Below are 5,127 nucleotides of genomic sequence, written 5' to 3'. Positions count from 1 at the left end.
CCGGGCAGCCCGCCGGTCCGCCGTCCGCGGGCGTGCAACCGCTCTACGGCTCGGGTGCGGGCCCCCGGTCCGGGGCGATGCCGCGCCCGCCGGCGCCGCAGCCGCAGCAGGCGAAGGCGCCCGCAGCGGGCGGGATGTCGCCCGCGGTCGTGGTGCTGGTGGGGGTGGCGGTGGTGGCGTTGCTGGTGTTGATCCTGGTGATCGTCTTCGGCTGACGATCCGCGGGACGTGTCGGTGGAGGGGCCTACACTGCCTAATGACAGCGATGAGATTCTTCACCGGAGGTGAGTAGCCCATGACGTCCGCCGCCGGCTCGTTCGTCCATCTGCACAACCACACCGAGTACTCGATGCTCGACGGGGCGGCCAAGGTGGACCCGCTGTTCGCGGAGGCGAAGCGGCTGGGCATGACCGCGGTGGGCATGTCCGATCACGGCAACATGTTCGGTGCCTCGGACTTCTACAACACCGCGGTCAAGTACGACATCAAACCGATCATCGGGATCGAGGCGTACATCGCGCCCGAGTCGCGGTTCTCCACCAAGCGCGTCAGGTGGGGCGATCCGTCGCAGAAGAGCGATGACGTCTCGGGTTCGGGTGCGTACACCCACATGACGATGGTCGCGGAGAACGCCACGGGCCTGCGGAACCTGTTCACGCTGAGCTCGCTGGCCTCGATCGAGGGCCAGTTGGGCAAGTGGTCCCGCATGGACGCGGAGCTCATCGCCGAGCACGCCGAGGGCATCATCGCCACCACGGGCTGCCCGTCGGGCGAGGTGCAGACCAGGCTGCGCCTGGGCCACGACCAGGAGGCCCTCGAGGCGGCGGCGAAGTGGCAGGAGATCTTCGGCAAGGACAACTTCTACCTGGAGTTGATGGACCACGGCATCGATATCGAGCGCAGGGTCCGCGAGGGCCTGCTCGACATCGGGCGCAAGCTCGGGATCAAGCCCCTCGCCACCAACGACTGCCACTACGTCACCAAGGACAAGGCAGAGTCGCACGGCGCGCTGCTCTGCATCCAGACCGGCAAGACGCTGTCGGATCCGACGCGGTTCAAGTTCGACGGTGACGGCTACTACCTCAAGTCCGCGCAGGAGATGCGGGAGCTGTGGGACTCGCAGGTACCCGGCGCGTGCGACTCGACGGTCGAGATCGGGGAGCGGGTCCAGTCCTACAAGGAGATCTGGGAGCACAAGGACCGCATGCCGCGGTTCCCGGTGCCCGAGAACCACACGCAGGAGTCCTTCCTCGAGTCCGAGGTGATGGACGGTCTGGATCGCCGCTTCCCCGACGGTCCGCCGCCGGACTACGTCGAGCGCGCGAAGTACGAGCTGTCGGTCATCAACGAGATGGGCTTCCCCGCCTACTTCCTGGTCGTCGGTGACCTGATCGCGCACGCGCACGAGGTCGGCATCCGCGTGGGACCGGGCCGTGGTTCCGCGGCCGGTTCGCTCGTGGCCTGGGCGCTGGGCATCACCAACATCGACCCGATCCCGCACGGCCTGCTGTTCGAGCGGTTCCTCAACCCCGAGCGCGTGTCGATGCCCGATATCGATATCGACTTCGACGATCGCCGCCGCGGCGAGATGATCACCTACGCCTCCGAGAAGTGGGGCTCCGACAAGGTGGCCCAGGTCATCACGTTCGGCACCATCAAGACGAAGGCGGCCATCAAGGACTCCGCCCGCGTCATCTACGGGCAGCCCGGCTACTCGATCGCCGACCGCATCACCAAGGCGCTCCCGCCGCCCATCATGGCCAAGGACATCTCGGTCAAGGGCATCACGGACCCGTCGCACGAGCGGTACAAGGAGGCCGCCGAGGTCAGGCAGCTGATCGAGACGGACCCGGACGTCTCCAAGATCTACGACATGGCGCTCGGGCTCGAGGGCCTGATCCGCAACGCCGGCGTGCACGCCTGCGCGGTGATCATGTCCTGTGATCCGCTCACGGACGCGATCCCGGTGTGGAAGCGTGCGCAGGACGGCGCGATCATCACCGGCTGGGACTACCCGTCGTGCGAGGCCATCGGCCTGCTGAAGATGGACTTCCTCGGCCTGCGCAACCTCACCGTCATCGGTGACGCGCTGGCCAACATCAAGCACAACCGCGGCATCGACCTGAACATGGACGAGCTGCCGATCGACGACAGGACCACCTACGAGCTCCTGCAGAGGGGCAACACGCTCGGCGTCTTCCAGCTCGACGGCGGTCCCATGCGGGATCTCCTGCGGCGCATGCAGCCCACCGCGTTCGAGGACATCGTCGCCGTCGGCGCGCTGTACCGCCCGGGCCCGATGGGCATGAACGCGCACAACGACTACGCGGACCGCAAGAACGGCCGGCAGCAGGTCAAGCCTATCCACCCGGAGCTCGAGGAGCCGCTGAAGGAGATCCTCGCGGACACGTTCGGCCTGATCGTGTTCCAGGAGCAGATCATGCAGATCGCGCAGAAGGTCGCCGGGTACAGCCTCGGGCAGGCCGACATCCTGCGTCGCGCGATGGGCAAGAAGAAGAAGGAGGTCCTCGACGAGGCCTACGGCGGCTTCCAGCAGGGCATGCTCGACAACGGCTTCTCGCAGGCCGCGATCACCGCGCTGTGGGAGACGGTCCTCCCGTTTGCCGGCTACGCGTTCAACAAGTCGCACGCCGCCGCCTACGGCCTGGTCTCGTACTGGACCGCGTACCTCAAGGCGAACTACCCCGCGGAGTACATGGCCGCGCTGCTCACCTCCGTCGGCGACGATAAGGACAAGGCCGCCATCTACCTCGGCGACTGCCGCCGGCTCGGGATCACCGTGCTGCCGCCGGATGTCAACGAGTCCTTCCACGCCTTCACCTCGGTCGGCGAGGACATCCGCTTCGGCATGGGCTCGGTGCGCAACGTCGGCGAGGGCGTCGTCGGGTCCATCGTGAGAACGCGCGAGGAGAAGGGGAACTTCACGTCCTTCTCCGACTACCTCGCCAAGATCGAGGTCGCGGCCTGCTCGAAGAAGGTCACCGAATCCCTCATCAAGGCGGGCGGCTTCGACTCCCTCGACCACCCGCGCAAGGGCCTGCTGCTGGTGCACTCCGACGCCATCGAGTCAGTGCTGTCCACCAAGAAGGCCGAGGCCGTGGGCCAGTTCGACCTCTTCGGTTCGATGGGCGAGGACGACGGTGCCGGCCCCATCGACGACGTCTTCACCATCAAGGTCCCCGACGAGGAGTGGGACGGCAAGCACAAGCTCGCCCTCGAGCGCGAGATGCTGGGCCTCTACGTCTCCGCGCACCCCCTCGACGGCGTCGAGCACGTGATCGCCGCGCAGACCGACACCCCCATTCCGGCCATCGTCGAGGGCGACGTCAAGGACGGTACCCAGGTCACCGTCGGCGGCATCCTGCAGTCGGTGAACCGGCGCGTGAACAAGAACGGCGCTCCGTTCGCGTCGGCGCAGCTCGAGGATCTCTCGGGTGGCATCGAGGTCTTCTTCTTCCCGCAGGCCTACGCCGCGTACGGCGCCGAGGTCGTGGAGGACGCCGTGGTGCTGATCAAGGCCCGCGTGAACTTCCGTGACGACAAGGTGACGCTGATCGCGAACGACATCGCGCCCATCGACCTCTCGCAGATCGGGGTGGCGAAGCCGCTCTCGCTCACGATGCAGACGCGGGTGTGTACGCAGGACAAGGTCTCCGCGCTCAAGCAGGTGCTGCAGCGCCACCCCGGCGTCTCGGATGTGCACGTCAAACTCGTCAGCGGTGACGGCGAAGGGCAGAGCACCACGCTCAAGCTGGCCGATACGCTCCGCGTGAACCCGTCGTCGTCGCTGATGGGTGACCTGAAGGCACTGCTCGGACCCCACTGCCTCGCGTGATCGCCGAGGGTGTAGTTCGTTCAGAGGGTTTTCCGATAGAGATCTAGATCGCGCGCGGGGACCCGATTACGCTCGGTCTCCGGCGGCCCAGGGAATGGAGCCGTCGTTTCCGGATGCACACTCGATTCGGTGTGTGAAAGTTAGGGGACCCCGCCGCGATGGCAGACAACCGGTTGGCGCCGCATTTCGAGGATGTTCAGGCTCACTACGACCTGTCTGACGACTTCTTCAGGCTCTTTCTTGATCCATCACAAACATATTCGTGCGCGTACTTCGAGAATCCCGACATGACGTTGGAAGAGGCGCAGATGGCGAAGATCGATCTTTCGCTCCGCAAACTCGATCTCCAGCCCGGGATGACTCTGTTGGACGTGGGGTGCGGGTGGGGCGGCACCCTCGTTCGCGCAGTGGAGAAGTACGACGTCAACGTCATCGGGCTGACGCTGTCGCGGAACCAGCACGCCTACGCTTCCGAACGACTCGATGCGATCGATAGCGCTCGCTCGGCCGAGGTTCGGCTGGCAGGGTGGGAGGAGTTCGACGAGCCGGTTGACGCCATCGTCAGCATCGGCGCATTCGAGCACTTCACGCACGAACGGCACCTCAAATTCTTCGACCGTGCCTTCGATCTCCTGCCGGAGAACGGCCGGGCAATGATCCACACGATCATGACCTTCGGTATGGACACCTTCAGGAAGAAGAGCAAGGTCACCAAGGATGACTTCGCATTCTTCCGGTTCATTCAGAAAGAGATCTTCCCCGGCGGAGAGCTTCCGATCACACGATTCTTCCCACTACTGGCTGAAATGGGTGGATTCGAGGTCACCGAGGTGCAGAGTCTGCAGCAGCACTACGCGCGCACCCTCGACATCTGGTCCGACAACCTCATTGCGCGTCGTGACGAGGCGCTCGCGATTCATCCGGAGTCCGTGTACGACACGTACGTTCGCTACCTCACGGGGTGCGCATCCGCGTTCCGCCGAGATCTGATCGACGTGCGTCAGCACACCCTGGTGAAGACCGTCGACGGCCGGCACCGGTCGCTCGAGGAGGTGCTCGCTCTGCACCCGGACCTCGATCCGTCGGTGGCGACCACGGCCGCCCGATTCATTCCCGCCCGGTGAGTGGAGCTCGGTGCGCCGCGCACCGCCTGTTCACCAGTGAGTCGGTGACCGAGGGTCATCCGGACAAGATCTGTGATGCGATCTCGGATTCGATTCTGGATGCTCTGCTTGCGGAGGATCCCGGTTCGCGTGTTGCGGTGGAGACTC

3 protein-coding genes and 1 pseudogene are annotated in these 5,127 nt (G+C 65.4%); all 4 read left to right on the top strand.

The genetic code is table 11. The features are described from left to right. Nucleotides 1-215, top strand: a pseudogene (locus FK529_RS20120) (hypothetical protein); the annotation flags it as partial. 80 nt (nucleotides 216-295) lie between these two features. Continuing rightward, nucleotides 296-3,856 carry a DNA polymerase III subunit alpha gene (dnaE, locus tag FK529_RS19630; RefSeq protein ID WP_146564330.1) on the top strand — a complete coding sequence of 1,187 codons (3,561 nt, stop codon included), beginning with the start codon at nucleotides 296-298 and terminating at the stop codon, nucleotides 3,854-3,856. 158 nt (nucleotides 3,857-4,014) lie between these two features. Beyond that, nucleotides 4,015-4,980 (top strand): cyclopropane mycolic acid synthase family methyltransferase, encoded by a 966-nt coding sequence (locus FK529_RS19625; RefSeq protein WP_146564328.1) that lies wholly within the window; start codon nucleotides 4,015-4,017, stop codon nucleotides 4,978-4,980. Continuing rightward, nucleotides 4,977-5,127 (top strand): S-adenosylmethionine synthetase N-terminal domain-containing protein (locus FK529_RS19620; RefSeq protein ID WP_231703187.1); only part of this gene is annotated, 151 nt, incomplete at its 3' end. The genes FK529_RS19625 and FK529_RS19620, both read left to right, overlap by 4 nt.

The sequence above is a fragment of the Tsukamurella asaccharolytica genome (assembly GCF_007858435.1).
GTDB classification, from domain to species: Bacteria; Actinomycetota; Actinomycetes; order Mycobacteriales; family Mycobacteriaceae; genus Tsukamurella; species Tsukamurella asaccharolytica.
This window is presented reverse-complemented; position numbering and strand designations above follow the sequence as displayed.

Coding starts and splice junctions, on each gene's coding strand:
- dnaE (WP_146564330.1), top strand. CDS start 296: ATGACGTCCGCCGCCGGCTCGTTCGTCCATCTGCACAACCACACCGAG.
- FK529_RS19625 (WP_146564328.1), top strand. CDS start 4,015: ATGGCAGACAACCGGTTGGCGCCGCATTTCGAGGATGTTCAGGCTCAC.